Raw genomic sequence first — 14,606 nt, forward strand, 5'->3', positions numbered from 1 at the left:
GGCCAGCTGCTCACCGAAGACTATTACGTCATGAACAAGCTGGTCAAAGGCTTGATCGGGACCAACAACGTCGACACCAACTCACGCCTGTGCATGAGCAGCGCGGTGGCCGGCTACAAAGCCACTTTGGGCTCCGATGCCCCGCCCTCCTGCTACGACGACTTCCAGCACGCGCAGACGATCTTCATCGTCGGGGCCAACACGGCCTACGCCCACCCGATCCTGTTCCGCCGCATCGAAGATGCCAAGCGCGCCAACTCGGCGATGCGCATGATCGTGGCCGACCCGCGCAAGACCGAGACGGCCGAGATGGCCGACCTCTTCCTGCCCATCCTGCCCGGCACCGACGTGGCCCTGTTCCACGGCATGCTGCACATCATGCTGAACGAAGGCCTGGTGGACATGGGCTATGTGGAACGCCACACCCAAGGCTTTGAAGCCCTGCAAGTCATCGTGCGCGACTTCACGCCCGAAGCCGTGGCCAGCGCCTGCGGCATCAGTCAAGATGACCTGATCAAAGCCGCACGCTGGTTTGGCGATTCCACCGCCACCTTGTCGCTGTACTGCCAAGGCTTGAACCAAAGCAGCAGCGGCACCGACAAGAACGCCGCCCTCATCAACCTGCACCTGGCCACCGGCCAGATCGGCAAAGCGGGCGCCGGGCCTTTCTCTTTGACCGGCCAGCCCAACGCCATGGGCGGCCGCGAAGTCGGCGGCATGGCCAACCTGCTCAGCGCCCACCGCGACCTGGGCAACGCAGACCACCGCGCCGAAGTGGCCAATTTGTGGGGCGTGCGCGATGTACCGGCCAAGCCCGGTAAAACTGCAGTGGAGATGTTCGAAGCGGCGGCCAGGGGCGAGATCAAGGCCTTGTGGATCGCCTGCACCAACCCCGCCCAGTCCTTGCCCGACCAGGCCACAGTGCGCAAAGCCCTGGAGACGGTGGAATTCGTGGTCGTGCAAGAGGCTTTTGCCACCACGGCCACCTGCGCCTATGCCGACCTGCTCTTGCCCGCCACCACCTGGGGCGAAAAAGACGGCACCGTCACCAACAGTGAACGCCGCATCAGCCGTGTCAAGGCGGCCATCCCCGCAGCCGGTGAGTCCCGCCATGACTGGGCCATCTTCACCGACTTCGGCCGTCGCCTGGAAGAGCGGCTGCCAGAGCGAAGTGGTGGCTATCGCCGGGACGTGACCACCCTCTTTCCCTACGACAAGCCCGAATCCATCTGGAACGAGCACCGCGAATCAACGCGCGGGCGCGACCTGGACATCACCGGCCTGAGCTACCAGATCCTGGAAACCTCCGGCCCGCAGCAATGGCCCATGCCCGATGGCCAAGCCACCGGCAAGGTGCGTCTGTACGAAGACGGCCTGTACCCCACGCCCAGTGGGCGCGCCAACTTCTCGGCCATCCGTTTTGAGCCCGTGGTCGAAGCCCGTGACGCCCGTTTCCAGTACTCACTGAACACCGGGCGCCTGCGCGACCAATGGCACGGCATGAGCCGCACCGGCACGCTGGGGCGTTTGTTTGGCCACGTCAGCGAGCCCCTCATCGACATGAACCCGCAGGACATGGCACGCATGGGCTTGGTGGATGGCGATCTGGTGCACGTGGCTTCCCGCCGTGGCAGCGTCGTCATCCCCGCGCAAGGCAGCGAAGCCATCGCCCCCATGCAGTCCTTCATCGCCATGCACTGGGGCGAGGAATACCTCAGTGGCATCGATGCCGAAGGCCGCCCCATGACAGGCGTCAACGCTTTGACCGTGCCCACCTTCTGCCCCAAGTCCAAGCAACCCGAGCTCAAGCACGCGGCGGTCAAGATCAGCAAGGCCCAGTACCCCTGGCGCTTGCTGGCCGTGGCCTGGATGCCGCAAGACCAGGCCCTGGCCGTGCGCGAAGCGCTCAAGCCCTTGATGTCGGCATTCGCCTTCACCAGTTGCGTGCCTTTTGGCCGCGAGGGACGAGCAGATGGCGGCCCTGGCAAGGTGGGCGTGCTGTTCCGCGCCGCCGCGCTGGAGCCGGCCGGCGACGCCTTGGTCGAACGCATCGAGCTGCTGCTGGGCATCGGCGGTGGCGACGTGCTGCGCTACCAGGACCGAAAACGTGGTCAGCGCCGCGCCATGCGCATGGCGCGCACAAGCGAAGGGCTGAAGCTGGAGGCCTTCGTGTTGGCGGGTGACATCAGCGCAGAAGCCTGGATACGCCCCCTGCTGCAAGACGAACTGGCGGCCGATGCCTACGGCCGTGCCTTGCTGTCGCCAGGCAGCACGCCGCCGGTCGCCATCCAGAGCAAAGGCCGCCAGGTCTGCACCTGCTTCAACGTGACCGAACCTGCCATCGTGGAAGCCTTGGGGCATTGCCCTGGCAACACCGATGAACGCCTGGCCAGCCTGCAAGGGCAGCTCAAATGCGGCACCAACTGCGGTTCCTGCATCCCCGAGCTGCGCAAGCTGATCAAGCTGCATCCCCTGCCCGTGACCACACCATCATGAGCCCGCGATAATCACGGTTTCAAGGGGACGCCGTTCGCGGCCATCAGCATGAGTATCAGCGCTTACATCAAGGTCATTGGTCGGGGCAAAGACGGCGCCCGCCCCTTGACGGCCGAGCAGGCACATGACCTGATGAGCCAGGTGCTGGCGGGCCAGGTCACTGACCTGGAGGTGGGCGCCTTTTGCCTGGCCATGCGCATCAAGGGCGAAGAAGTCAACGAGCTTGACGGCTTTGTGCACGCCACGCTGGCCCATTGCCTGCCCATCCCATCTTCGCCGTCCGGGGTGGTGGTGCTGCCCTCGTACAACGGCGCACGCAAACTGCCCAACTTGACACCCCTGTTGGCCTTGCAGCTGGCCAAACAGGGCGTGGCGGTGCTGGTGCACGGCCCGCGGCACGATCCCACACGCGTGACCACAGCGCAAGTGTTTGACGCCCTCGGCCTGCCCACTGCCACCAGCACACAAGACGTGCAAGCCGCTTGGCAGGCTGGCCACCCGGCCTTCATGGACATCGCCACCCTGTGCCCCCCACTGGCCAAACTGCTGGACGTGCGCTGGACCATCGGCCTTCGAAACCCCGGCCACACCGTGGCCAAACTGCTGGACCCCATCGTGGCGGCCGAGGGATCGCGCACCATGCGCGTGGTCAACCACACGCACCCCGAATACGCCATTTCCCTGAACGCCTACCTCAAGCATGCACACGCCAACGCTTTGCTGATGCGCGGCACCGAGGGCGAGCCCGTGGCCGATCCGCGCCGCCAACCACGCTTCGAAGTTTTCATCAACGGCTTGCGGGACGACAGCCTGTCGCGCGCGCCGGTCGATGGCGTGCTGACCGAGTTGCCCGAGTTGCCCAACGGCTTTGATGCCGACACCACCGCCCGCTACATCGAGTCTCTGATGTCGGGCCAGCAAGCCCTGCCGACCGCCATCGCCGCCCAGGTCAGCTGCCTGCGCCAGGCCTTGAAGCAAGCCTGAGCGTCGCCCCCCAAGGCAGGGGGCCAAATGCAACCTTATGTATATCGGACACCCGAAGGGGTGTTACCGTCATCAATAATGTTCATTTCGCGAGTTTGTTCGGTAAAGCCCTCATGAGGTCCGTGCGCAGATTCGATTCAATCAGAAGCTTTCCAAGTTGTATTGCCCCGGATGACGCCCGACACCCCCAAACCTTGGTATCTGACGCTCATCGCCACCGCCACACTCCTGGCGGTCTACCCGTCATTGAGCATGGCGCAAGCCAAAGGCGAGGCCGACGCCCTGGCCAATTTGTCGCTGGAAGAGTTGATGCGGGTCGAAATCGTCTCGGCCAGCCGCCGCACCCAGGCCTTGGCCGATGTGCCCGATGCCGTGCACGTCATCACCCGCGACGACATCCTGCGCTCAGGTGTGCGCTCTCTGCCAGAAGCCTTGCGCATGGCCCCCGGCGTGGACGTGGCACAAATGTCGCCGTCTGGCTGGGCGGTGGGGGTGCGAGGCGAAGCGGGCCGCTTCTCCAACAAGCTGCAGGTGCTGATCGACGGCCGCAGCGTGTTTTCACCCCTTTACAGCGGCGTACTCTGGGAGGCTGAGCGCGTTCCGCTGGAGGACATCGAGCGCATCGAGGTCATCCGCGGCCCTGCCGGGGCGATCTGGGGGACCAACGCCGTCAATGGCGTGATCAACATCATCACCCGTGAGGCCAGACACACCCAGGGTAGCTTGGCCGTGGCCAGCGTGGGCAGCGATGGATCAGACCGCTTGCTGCTGCGCCATGGCACCACGCTGGGCGAGGATGGCTGGTTGAAGTTCTACGGACAGGCCGACCGCCAGGCCGCCTCCATTGACTCATCGGGTGCCCGCGAGAACAACGAGGCCCATGCCGAGACCATCGGGCTGCGCTTTGACCAGACCCAAAAGAACGGTTCACGGCTGTCGGTTCAAGGCCAGGCATTGCGCTCCACCAAGAATGGCGAGTTGCCCCTGCCCGACTTCACCAACCTGGCCCTGGCACCGACGGTTCAAAGCACCGACAAAGCCACCCTCACCGCCTCGCTTGACACGCCGCTGAGCGCCGCTTCCGAGCTGCATGTTCAAGCCACGCTGCAAAGCCAGCGCAACGAGCAAAGGGGCTATGCCACCCATCGGTCTGAATCGGCCGATGTCGATGTTCAACACCGATGGCACCCTGAAGGCTCACGCCATGACGTGCTCTGGGGCTTGGGCCTGACCTGGTACCACGACAAGATCGACAGCATTCCCCTGGTCACTTTCGAGCCCGCCGCGCAGACCCTGGTGCATGGCCGGGTATTCGCCCAAGATGAGTACGCGCTGCTGCCCGACCAACTCCTGTTGACCTACGGTGCCCGGGTTGACCACGACCCCTACTCCGGCGCGCAAGCCTCCCCCAATGCACGACTGCTGTGGAAAATGAACGAGCGCTCGTCCAGCTGGATCGCGGCGTCGCGTGCCGTGCGCGCGCCAGCACGTGGCGAGGCCGACGGAGGCATCAACATCGACTCCCCGAACGGCGGCTCCCCCATCACTGCTCGCGGCGTGTTCAACCCGGGTGCCCGCATCGTCGAAAAAGTGACCGCACTGGAGGCTGGCTGGCGCAGCCAGGTGCGCCAGAACCTGTCAGTGGACGTGGCCGCCTTTGTTCAACGCTACAACCCATTGCTGGGGGTGTCGCCCACTATTTACAACGACCTGCTGACCAACCCCACCATCGTCAGCGACACCACGGTCAATGGCCGCCGAGTCATCACGGTCGCGTTGACCTCCGGCACCCGCGCCACCACACGCGGCATCGAGCTCGCCGCCGACTGGCGCATCGCCAAGTTCTGGCGCCAGCAACTGGCCTACAGCTACATGGAGACCCGCTTCGACACGCCAGCGATCATCACCACCCTGGGCGGCACCCCGCGCTCCCTCATCTCCTTGCGCGAATCATTTGATCTGAACAGCCGCTGGATGCTGGACATCTGGCTGCGCTACACCTCGGCGCGCAAGGATTCCCTGGTGCCCTTCCTGGATGTGCCATCCCGCACGGCGCTGGACATCAACCTGCGCTGGGCCATGACCCCCGAGGTGACCTTGTCACTGGGCGGGCACAACCTGGGCCGCCACTACACGCAAGAGATCAACCCGCGCATTTCCTCGTCGGTGGAGCGCGCCGCCTACGCCAAAGTGGAGGCCTCATTCTGACCATGGAGCGCCAGGCCACGACCACCACGCAAGCCCTGCTCAAAGCAGCGCTGGGCCGTTGGCGTGAATCGCTGCTGGTCCTGGCTTGCCTGGCCAGTGCCACTTATCCTGACGCCAGCCACGCCGCCGAATCGGAAGCCAGCGAAGCCGCGATCCAGGCCGCCTACCTGTTCAACTTTGCCAGGTTCACCGAATGGCCCGCCAACGCCTTCGTGGCCAAAACTGCACCGCTCAACGCCTGTTTGCTGGGCCGCCGAGAAGCCTTGGCCAACGCCATGATCAGCCTCAACGACCGGCCCGTGCAAGGCCACCCGCTGCGCTTCTTCCAGCCTGAACGAACCGAAGAACTCAAACTGTGCCACCTGGTCTTCATCGCCGAGGCCGATGGCCGACGCCGCACCCAATACCTGCAGATGCTGGCCAGCCAGCCAACCCTGACCGTGAGTGACATCGAGGGCTTTGCGCAGGAAGGCGGCATGATCCGCATCATGCGCGTGGGCACCCGGCTGCGCTTCGAGATCAACCGGGCGCAAACCCAGAAAAACGGTTTGAAGCTGGCCGCCGACCTGCTCAACCTGGCCACCACCATCGTGGAACCCGACAGCGGGGCCAGCCGATGACAGCCTGGGTCCACCCACGCCAATGGAGCTTCAGGCGCAAGCTGGCGCTGGTGCTGGCCGCCTCGACCATGCTGGCGGCGATCGTGTTGTTCGCGGCCACCACCGTGCTGGATTTGCGCTCCGAGCGCAACCGGCTGTACACCAACACCTCCAGCGTCACACAGATTGTGGCGCTGAACGCCCGTGCTGCTTTGGCCTTTGGTGATTCGGACGCCGCGCGAGCGGTGCTCAACAGCCTGAACGCCCTGCCCGAGATCAGCCAGGCCATCCTGCTGGACCCGGCCGGCCGAAAGTTCGCCGTGTTCGCCCGTGCAGAGATGTACGTGGAGTCCACCCCAGGCCCCAGCGAAGCGTTGATCAAACAGGCCATCAATGTTCAGCAAGAACAGTCTTTGCGCTATGACTGGACCGCCCTGAGCCTGGCCCAACCTGTGGTGCTGGATGGCGCACGCGTGGGCACCTTGCTGGTCGAAGTCGATCCGCGCCACATGCTGAATGCCATCTACTGGCGCGCGGGCCTCTTGCTCGGCCTGAGCCTGCTGGCCTCTCTGGCCGCCATGACCGTTTTGCTGCCCCTGCAGAAAAGCGTGGTCCAGCCCATCGTCAAGCTGGCCGACACCATGCAGAGGGTTTCGCAAGACCACCAGTACGACCTGCGGGTGAACACCCACCACCACGACGAGATCGGCTCGCTGTACCGGGGCTTCAACGGCATGCTTGAAGAAATCCAGGCGCGCGACTCGGCCCTGGCCGCCTACAACGCATCGCTCGAAGACACGGTGACCATGCGCACGGTGCAATTGCGCCAGGCCAAGGACGCGGCCGAAGAGGCCAACCGGTCCAAGTCGCAGTTCCTGGCCAACATGAGCCACGAGATCCGCACCCCCATGAACGGCGTGCTCGGCGTGCTCGACCTGCTCAACGACAGCCTGCTGAACGAGCGCCAACGCCACTTCGTCGGCTTGGCGCGCTCGTCCGCCGAATCCTTGCTGGCCATCCTCAATGACATCCTCGACCTGTCCAAGATCGAGGCCCAGAGCATGCGCCTGGAGGCCATCCCCTTCGACCTGGGCGAATTGGCCGAAGAGGTGGCCGGCCTGTTCGCTCAAGAGGCGCAGTCCAAGGGGCTGGAGCTGATCTGCGAAGTGGCCGCCGAGGTGCCACCTTTGCTGATTGGTGACCCGGTCCGCATTCGCCAGATCCTGGCCAACCTGATGTCCAACGCCATCAAGTTCACCACGGTGGGTGAAGTCATCACCCTGGTCAAGATGAGCCCGACAGGTGAGGTTGAACTCACCATCCGCGACACTGGCATCGGCATCCCCATCCCGGTTCAGCAAAAGATCTTCGAAGCCTTCGCGCAGGCCGATGAATCCACCACGCGCCGCTTTGGCGGAACCGGCCTGGGCCTGAGCATCACCCGCTACCTGTGCGAACTCATGGGTGGCCGCATCAGCCTGAGCAGCATCCCCACACTGGGCTCCACCTTCGTCGTCAAGCTGCCGCTGCCACCGGTGGAACGCCCCGCCTTGGCGGCCCCGGAGCCGACCGAGCCCTCACCCCTGACCGGTCAGCGCGTGCTGGTCGTTGAGCCTCATCCCGCCACAGCCGCCTTGCTCGTGCGCTATTTGAAGGCCCTGGGGTTGGTGACCACCTCGTGCCCCAGCGACCATGAGGCGGCCAAGCTCATGGCGGAAGCCAGTTCCGCCTTCGACCTGGCCGTGCGATGCAACAGCGCTGGATCCTCCGCACCCCACATGCTCCGGCAAGTGCCCACCGTGCTGCTGACCTCCCTGGAAGGCGACTTCTCATCCGATCCGGAAGCCAATCGCCCTGCTCCCCTGGTCTGGCTGAGCAAACCCATTCGCCGTGGCAGCCTGCAAGAAGCCCTTCACAACGTGTTCCAGCGGCAATTGGCCAAAGACCCGCTGTGGAGCCGCGCGCCCACGCCCGTCAAGCCAGCGGCCAGCGTGCGCGTGCTGCTGGCCGAGGACCACCCCGTCAACATCATCGTGGCCGAAGAGCAGTTGCGGCAATTGGGTTGCGAGGTCGTCATTGCCAACGATGGCGCTGAAGCCACGCAACTGTGGTCCACCGCCCAAGAGTCACACACCCCGTTTGACCTGGTGTTGATGGACTGGCACATGCCGGTGCTGGATGGCCTGGGCGCCACCGAGGCCATCCGCCAGTTCGAAGCGCAGCGCGACCTCAAGCACACGCCGATCATCGCCCTGACGGCCAACGCCATGAGTGAAGACCGCGAGCGCTGCCTTGAGGTGGGCATGGACGACCACTTGGCCAAGCCCTTCGGGCGCGCGCAACTGGCCGCGCTGCTGGCGCGCTGGGCACCAGGCTGGCGCGAGCCTCGCCGATCGCGCCGCGGGCCCAATGCCCCTGCGGCTGCACTGCCCTGATCTGATCAAACGGTGTCCAGCTTCATGTTCGGCGAAGGTCATGCCCCATCCTGAACAGCACGTGGCCCAGCATGGCCTGGGCCAACTCATGCTCGCCGATGAAAACCTTGCCCACCTCGTCTTGCTCCAACAAGCGGCCTTCGGCCTCGTTGTGGGTGCGCACCACCACCTCGATGGCGGGGTTCAGGGTGCGGGCAATCTCCACCATCTTGCGCACATTGAACGAGTCGGGCGTGGCGATGACCAGCATGCCTGCCCGGGCCACGTGGGCCTGAATCAGCACCGACGGGTCGGAGGCATTGCCCCAGACCGCCGGGATGTTCTGCGCACGCAGTTGCTCCACCACTTCGCGGTTTTCTTCGGCGACCACGAAGGGCAGATGGCGGTCTTGCAGGGCCTGGGCGATGCGGCTGCCCACACGGCCATGCCCCACCAGGACCACCTGCCCCGTGAGCACCGACTGGGGCACGGACATCGGCAACTCGGCCAGCGGGTCATCGCGCAACTCCAGGCTGCGCGCCAATGCCGAGCGTGAACGTATCCAGTTCTGGGCTGGCTCGATGGCCGCGAACAGCAGCGAGTTCAGTGCGATGGAAATCAAGGCCCCGGCCAGGATCAGGCTGTGCCCTTCAGGCGTGAGCAGCTTGAGCGACACGCCCAAGCCGGCCAGGATGAACGAGAACTCGCCGATCTGCGCCAGGCTGGCACTGACCGTCAGCGCGCTGTTGAGCGGATAGCGGAAAGCCAGCACCAGCGCCATGGCCGCCAGGGTCTTGCCGACCATGATGATGGCCACGACCACCAGCACCCGAAGCGGCTCCTGCACCAACACCCTGGGATCAAACAGCATGCCCACCGACACGACGCCCAACACCGAGAAGGCATCGCGCAAAGGCAGGGATTCCTCGGCCGCGCGGTGGCTGAACTCCGACTCGCGCATCATCATGCCGGCAAAGAAAGCGCCCAGAGCAAAGGACACGTCGAACAGCTTGGCCGAGCCATAGGCCACACCCACCGCTGTCGCCACCACACACAGGGTGAACAACTCGCGTGAGCCGGTCTTGGCCACCAGCCACAGCACCTTGGGGAACACGCGCCGCCCCACCACCAGCATCAACACGATGAAGGTGGCCACCTTGCCCAAGGTCAGGCCCAAGGTGAGCCACACGCTCTGGCCTGAAGCCGCTTGCGGATCGGCCGCGCCGCCCAACATGGGCGCCAGCGCGGGCAACAGCACCAGCACCAGCACCATGACCAGGTCTTCCACCACCAGCCAGCCCACCGCGATGCGGCCGTTGACCGACTCCAGCACATTGCGGGCCTCCAAGGCCTTGAGCAGCACCACCGTGCTGGCCACCGACAAGGCCAGGCCGAACACCAGCGCCCCGCCCAGGCTCCAGCCCCACAACATGGCCGTGCCCATGCCCAACGCCGTGGCCACCGTGATCTGCAGGATCGCCCCGGGGATGGCAATGCGCTTGACCGCCAAGAGATCGGCCAGCGAGAAATGCAGGCCCACGCCCAACATCAGCAGCATCACGCCGATTTCGGACAACTGGCCCGCCAGGTCCATGTCCGCCACGAAGCCAGGGGTGGCAGGACCAATCATGATGCCGGCCAGCAAGTACCCCACCAGCGGCGGCACCTTCATGCGCGAGGCGATGAAGCCAAAAATGAGTGCCAGTCCAAAGCCCGTGGCGATGGTGGAGATCAAGCTGACGTTATGGGGCATGCAGACGAAATTCCTGTGTCAATGTGTTCAAAGGCACAGTCTATCGGCAGTGGTGGGATCGCCCAAGAAAAAAGCCCGCCAAGCGGGCTTTCAGGTCAGCCAAACAATGGCATCAGGGCTCGATGCGCGGCTGGCCATTGAGTTGATGGCGCATTTTGGAGATCTCCAGATAGACATCCTTGCGAACCCGCGAGATGCCGCCCAGAGGGCGGTGCTCGGCAATCGAATGCCAAGGTGTGAAGGAGCGAATTTCACAAGCCTCACCCTGTTCAGGCACTTGGGGCCCAATCTGGATCTTGGCCACCGGGATGAAGGGCGATTCCTTTTCCTTCCACTCGATGGTGGGGTCCTCGATGGGCATGGTGCTGGGTTTGACGCGCGTCTGGACCATGAAATCAAAACAGGCGCCACCCGTGGCCAGTTGGGCGGTCAGGTTATCGCCCAGGCGATCCTTGGTGTCGGAGCTGGTGTTGAAGGTGCTGCCCGCGCAAGGCTTGGCCGAGAACTTCATCTGCTGGGTGCCCAACTTGGAAGGCGTCGTGCTCCAGTACTGCGAAGCCAGCGGGTTGACCACCTTGCGCCCCTGAATGGCCAGCAAAACGGCGGTTTCATGGAAGAGGTGGCCGGCCAGCCAACCCACCGCGGTGAACGCGTTGGTCGACATGGCTTTCTGAAAGACCACGTAGTCGGCCGCGTTGCGGATGAAGAACACGGGGCTGTTCATCATCAAAAAGTCTTGCGTGCCAGCGGACTGTTCATCGCTCAGCAATTTCTGGCCGCCCACGCCCATCACCTTGACGGCCATGCCCCGGGCATCACCGGTGTGGTCGTCCTGGCTTTGGCCAGAGCCATTCGAGAAGCGGACCACGGCGTTGTAAGAACGGGGCGTGGCGAACAGGCCCTGCGCCAGGGCTGGCGGCAACTGGCCCAGCACGGTGAAGGTGGATTGCACACAGCCATGCGCCTTGCGGTGCGCATCGCGAAAGGCATGGCCGTTCTCATCGAAGCCTTTCTGAACCATGGCGCGGATGCCAGTGACCATGGCGGCCGTGGCCTCGGCCTCGCCAGCGGGGATCACCTCACCGTCGGCCGACGGCGTGGCCGCGGCCCAAACCTGGGGCGCGGTGGCCAGCAAGCAGGCGTACAGCACGGATGACAGAACACGGTGGGTGGACATGGATGAGCCTCCAGTTTGTTTTTGACCGTTAAATGAGAAACGATCTGATCGCTGGAGCATACGCGTTGTCGCTCACTTGACCCATAGGGGGAAATATCCCAATCCTGCTTGCACCGTGTCGTCGTGGGCTGGTACCACCACCAGACCGGGGTCTTGCCTGACCAACTCGCGCATCTGCTCGATGGTGTGTTGTGTCTGCTCGCGGTCCTTGTCCACGATCAGGCTGGCTGGCCAGAACTTGGGGCTGCCATCCTTCAGGGCATCGGCGCGCCAGACCGCATCACCGCAAAAGAAGAAGCGCTTGCCCGAAGCGACCGTGACGAACATGCCGATGGAGCCGGGTGTGTGGCCAAACATGGGCACCAGTACCACCGAGCCATCCGAGAACACATCAATGCTGCGGTCAAAGCCCTTGTAGGGCTGCGGCTTGAAGTCAAGCGCCTGCCAGCGGATGGACTTCAAAGACACCTGCGAGGGCCAGCTGCCGCCCAGGCCGGGGGCGGCGTGCGCCACCACATGCAGTTCTTCGGGCGCAGCCCAGACCACGGCTTCAGGGAAATCACCCAGCCCGCTGGCATGGTCCCAATGCGCGTGGCTGAGGAAGATGCGGTCGATGGGCGGGATGCCCGCCTGGTCCAACTGCGTGCGGGCAGGCACCACCGGGTCTTCATATTTGAAGAAAGCACGGGCCCACCAGGGCATGTCCTGCTGGTACTGCTGCGCCACCTGGGTGCCCAGGCCGGAGTCGAACAAGAAGTGGGTCTGGCCATGCTTGACCAGGATGGCCGAGAAGTTGCCATCGACCTTGGTGGTGAAGCCGCCGCCCGAGACCATCATGCCCTTGAGCGTGGTGGTTTTGCCCGTCTTGACGATGGCGAACTCCACGCCCGCTTTGCTTTGTGCGTGGGCAAACATGCTGGCCAACGCCAGGATTGAAGGCAATAAATACTTGAACATCAAAGGGCTCCCTTGGAGGATTGGATCAGGACCGGAAGGTGGGTTTTGAGGCGGCGCAAGGGATCGCAGTTCTGCTGGGCGCGGGCCAGCAACAAGGCGCCTTCGATCAGCATCAGGAGGTTCTCGGCCAGGAAGGTGGCCTGGCGAATGCCATGGCCAGCGAAGTAGGCCTCCAGGCTGTCTTGCCACAGGCGGTAGGCCCGCGCGCAGGCATCGCGGATCTCGGGCGTGAGGGCCGCCTGCTCCAGCGTGGTGGTGGCGACGGGGCATCCCTTGGTGTAGTTGGACGCCTCCAACTCCTGGATGAAAAAGTCGATCACTGCGGCCACAGCGGCCTCGGGATCCGGGTGCGGCAGGCACAACTGCGCCAGGGCTTGGGCCAGTTGGCTGGCGGACTGGTCGAGCGCGGCCACGGCCAGCGCGACCTTGCCACCGGGGAAGTAGTGGTACAGCGAGCCCTTGGGTGCACCGCTTTCGGCCACGATCTGGTTCAAGCCGGTGTGGTGGTATCCGGCGGTTTGCAGCAGGCGAGCCGTGGTGTCGATCAATCGTTGTCGGGCATTCATGCCGCAATTATAACGACTGGTCTATATATTTAGCAAGACCGGGTGGCTGCAAGGTTGATGGCGGCATGACACGATGCCTCCCTTGCCGAATTGGGTGAGTTTGGAGAATCCATGAAATACCGTGAACTGGGCCACACCGGCTTGAAGGTCAGCCTGATCGCCTTGGGCACCATGACCTGGGGCGAACAAAACACCGAGGCGCAGGCCCACGAGCAGTTGGATGCGGCGCTAGATTCGGGCATCAACCTGATCGACACCGCCGAGATGTACCCGGTGCCCCCCAAGCCACAGACCCAAGGCCTGACCGAGCTGTACATCGGCACCTGGCTTCAGAAAACCAGGCGCCGCGATGACATCGTGCTGGCCACCAAAGCCGCAGGCCCCTCGCACCAGGCTGCGCGGCCATCGCACATCCGTGGTGGCCGCTTGAACTTCACTCGCGAGAACCTGTTCGAAGCGGTGAACGACAGCTTGAAGCGCCTGCAGACCGACCACATCGACTTGTATCAATTGCATTGGCCCGACCGCCCCACCAACATCTTTGGCCAACGCAACTATCAACACGTCAAAGACGCGGTGACCGTGCCCATCCTGGAAACGCTGGAAGCACTGCAAGACCTGGTCAAGGCCGGCAAGATCCGCCACTTTGGCGTGTCCAATGAATCGCCCTGGGGCCTGGGCCAGTTCGTGCACCATTCAGAGACACGCGACCTGCCGCGCGTGGCCAGCATCCAGAATGCCTACAGCCTGGTCAACCGCAGTTTCGAGACCGGCCTGTCGGAGATGGCATTGCGCGAAGACGTGGGGCTGCTGGCTTACTCGCCCCTGGCCTTCGGCGTGCTCAGTGGCAAGTACTTGAATGGCCAGCGCCCGGCCGGTGCCCGCCTGACCTTGTTTGACCGCTTCACGCGTTACCAAAGTGAGAACACCGGCCTGGCCACGCAAGCCTATGTTGACCTGTTCAGGCAGCATGGCATCGACCCCGCCCAAGGCGCCCTCGCCTTCGTGAACACCCGCGATTTCGTCACCAGCAACATCATTGGTGCGACCACCCTGGAGCAACTGCGCAGCAACATCGCCAGCGTTGACCTGGACTTGCCCGCATCGGTGTTGGAGGGCATCAACGCCATACACGATCGCTACCCCAACCCGGCGCCTTGATCAGTGTTTGCACGCACCAGGCCGACTCTTCATCAGATATACGTGGAAATGAGCTAGAGCTTTGGCACAATCACGCTGCCCGCTTTCGGGTGCAACGGATAGAAGCGTCACATGAACAAAACCGAACTGATCCAGCATTTGGCCACCAAACATGACCTGACCAAGGCCGATGCTGGTCGCGTCCTGGAAACCTTGCTGGACGTGATCGTCTCCACCGTCAAGAAAGGCGACTCCTTGACGATCCCTGGATTCGGCTCCTTCAAGCAACACGCCCGCGCTGCACGCAGCGGC

Annotated in this window: 11 protein-coding genes; 7 read left to right on the forward strand and 4 right to left on the reverse strand. The window is 63.8% G+C overall.

Annotated features, from left to right (window positions below; translation table 11 throughout):
* From Q7V20_RS03940 to Q7V20_RS03960, 5 genes are all read left to right on the forward strand, one after another.
* A partial coding sequence (locus Q7V20_RS03940; protein WP_304787402.1) for a nitrate reductase occupies window positions 1-2,496 on the forward strand: 2,496 nt, incomplete at its 5' end.
* 48 nt (window positions 2,497-2,544) lie between these two features.
* A complete protein-coding gene (ybiB, locus tag Q7V20_RS03945) occupies window positions 2,545-3,480 on the forward strand; it encodes a DNA-binding protein YbiB (protein WP_304787403.1) in 936 nt (311 codons plus the stop codon).
* Window positions 3,481-3,651: 171 nt separating this feature from the next.
* Entirely contained in the window at window positions 3,652-5,688 is a 2,037-nt protein-coding gene (locus tag Q7V20_RS03950) for a TonB-dependent siderophore receptor (RefSeq protein ID WP_304787405.1), read from the forward strand.
* A 2-nt stretch (window positions 5,689-5,690) separates the two neighbouring features.
* The gene (locus tag Q7V20_RS03955) at window positions 5,691-6,308 is read left to right on the forward strand and encodes a YfiR family protein (RefSeq protein ID WP_304787407.1); all 618 of its coding nucleotides are present in this window, start codon (window positions 5,691-5,693) and stop codon (window positions 6,306-6,308) included.
* Window positions 6,305-8,722: an ATP-binding protein gene (locus Q7V20_RS03960; protein WP_304787409.1), complete on the forward strand. Its 2,418-nt coding sequence runs from the start codon at window positions 6,305-6,307 to the stop codon at window positions 8,720-8,722. The genes Q7V20_RS03955 and Q7V20_RS03960 overlap by 4 nt, the downstream gene beginning before the upstream one ends.
* 22 nt (window positions 8,723-8,744) lie before the next feature.
* Here Q7V20_RS03960 and ybaL read toward each other — a convergent pair whose 3' ends face one another.
* The 4 genes from ybaL to Q7V20_RS03980 form a co-directional block, all read right to left on the reverse strand.
* Complete coding sequence (gene ybaL / locus Q7V20_RS03965; protein WP_304787411.1) at window positions 8,745-10,454, reverse strand: YbaL family putative K(+) efflux transporter; 1,710 nt, start codon at window positions 10,452-10,454, stop codon at window positions 8,745-8,747.
* Between the two features lie 112 nt (window positions 10,455-10,566).
* Window positions 10,567-11,631: a catalase family protein gene (locus Q7V20_RS03970; RefSeq protein WP_304787413.1), complete on the reverse strand. Its 1,065-nt coding sequence runs from the start codon at window positions 11,629-11,631 to the stop codon at window positions 10,567-10,569.
* A gap of 72 nt (window positions 11,632-11,703) precedes the next feature.
* Window positions 11,704-12,588, reverse strand: a complete 885-nt coding sequence (locus Q7V20_RS03975) for an MBL fold metallo-hydrolase (protein ID WP_304787415.1) — start codon at window positions 12,586-12,588, stop codon at window positions 11,704-11,706.
* Entirely contained in the window at window positions 12,588-13,154 is a 567-nt protein-coding gene (locus tag Q7V20_RS03980; RefSeq protein ID WP_304787417.1) for a TetR/AcrR family transcriptional regulator, read from the reverse strand. Before Q7V20_RS03980 ends, Q7V20_RS03975 begins: the two co-directional genes overlap by 1 nt.
* Before the next feature lie 111 nt (window positions 13,155-13,265).
* On the opposite strand from Q7V20_RS03980, the gene Q7V20_RS03985 reads away from it, so the two are divergent.
* Both Q7V20_RS03985 and Q7V20_RS03990 read left to right on the forward strand, forming a co-directional pair.
* Window positions 13,266-14,315: an NADP(H)-dependent aldo-keto reductase gene (locus tag Q7V20_RS03985; protein ID WP_304787419.1), complete on the forward strand. Its 1,050-nt coding sequence runs from the start codon at window positions 13,266-13,268 to the stop codon at window positions 14,313-14,315.
* 111 nt (window positions 14,316-14,426) lie between these two features.
* On the forward strand, window positions 14,427-14,606 hold a 180-nt coding region (locus Q7V20_RS03990), incomplete at its 3' end, for an HU family DNA-binding protein (RefSeq protein WP_304787421.1).

The sequence above is a fragment of the Aquabacterium sp. genome (genome assembly GCF_030652515.1).
Lineage (GTDB): Bacteria > Pseudomonadota > Gammaproteobacteria > Burkholderiales > Burkholderiaceae_C > Aquabacterium.

Bases quoted from the DNA above. Each gene is read 5' to 3' on its own strand.
- Q7V20_RS03985 (WP_304787419.1), top strand. From the start codon at position 13,266: ATGAAATACCGTGAACTGGGCCACACCGGCTTGAAGGTCAGCCTGATC.
- ybiB (WP_304787403.1), top strand. From the start codon at position 2,545: ATGAGTATCAGCGCTTACATCAAGGTCATTGGTCGGGGCAAAGACGGC.
- ybaL (WP_304787411.1), bottom strand. From the start codon at position 10,454: ATGCCCCATAACGTCAGCTTGATCTCCACCATCGCCACGGGCTTTGGA.
- Q7V20_RS03975 (WP_304787415.1), bottom strand. From the start codon at position 12,588: ATGTTCAAGTATTTATTGCCTTCAATCCTGGCGTTGGCCAGCATGTTT.
- Q7V20_RS03960 (WP_304787409.1), top strand. From the start codon at position 6,305: ATGACAGCCTGGGTCCACCCACGCCAATGGAGCTTCAGGCGCAAGCTG.
- Q7V20_RS03970 (WP_304787413.1), bottom strand. From the start codon at position 11,631: ATGTCCACCCACCGTGTTCTGTCATCCGTGCTGTACGCCTGCTTGCTG.
- Q7V20_RS03955 (WP_304787407.1), top strand. From the start codon at position 5,691: ATGGAGCGCCAGGCCACGACCACCACGCAAGCCCTGCTCAAAGCAGCG.
- Q7V20_RS03950 (WP_304787405.1), top strand. From the start codon at position 3,652: ATGACGCCCGACACCCCCAAACCTTGGTATCTGACGCTCATCGCCACC.
- Q7V20_RS03980 (WP_304787417.1), bottom strand. From the start codon at position 13,154: ATGAATGCCCGACAACGATTGATCGACACCACGGCTCGCCTGCTGCAA.